The sequence below is a fragment of the Halorubrum tibetense genome (assembly GCF_042661865.1).
In the GTDB taxonomy this organism is placed as follows: Archaea; Halobacteriota; Halobacteria; order Halobacteriales; family Haloferacaceae; genus Halorubrum; species Halorubrum tibetense.
Window position 1 is genome coordinate 1 of the sequence record NZ_JBHSWW010000720.1, and the last position, 534, is coordinate 534.

1 protein-coding gene is annotated in these 534 nt (G+C 71.9%); it reads right to left on the minus strand.

Translation table 11 applies throughout. From position 1 onward, the window contains the following. Positions 1-534 (minus strand): MFS transporter (locus tag ACFQEU_RS17935; protein WP_379784368.1); only part of this gene is annotated, 534 nt, incomplete at both ends.

A 534-nucleotide genomic window follows, 5' to 3' on the forward strand; every position in this document is an offset into this window, starting at 1 on the left:
GCCGAGGGTTACGTCCCCGGCGAGGCGGTCGATGACGCCCGTGAGCGGGATCGCGACGAGCGCACCCCCGAGGATCACCCCGCCGCCCGCGACGAGCGTTCGCGAGGGGATGACCCGCGAGAGCCGGCCGACGAGAACGCCCTGGTTGATCACGCCGAGGACCCCGACGTACGTGAGGAGGAGCGCGGCCGCGGTCGCGTCGTACCCGAAGCTGTCGGCGACGAACGGGATGAACATCACCTGGACGCCCGCAAACGCGACGGCGACGACGAAGTACGCGACGGTGAGCGGTCTGAGTGCGACCGACGAGATCGCCTCGCGGAACTGGCCGACGACCGTCCGCCGCGGCGGGATCGGCGACCCCGGGGCGGCGTCGGAGACGGGGCGTGTTCGCTTCGGTTCCTCCAAGAACAGGAACCCAACGGCGACGGCGAGGAAACTCATTCCCGCGGCGGCGAAGCTCGGCAGCGAGTACGGCGTTGCGGGGACGAACGACGGGAGGAGCGCGTCCGCGCGGGCGACGACCGGGTCGGC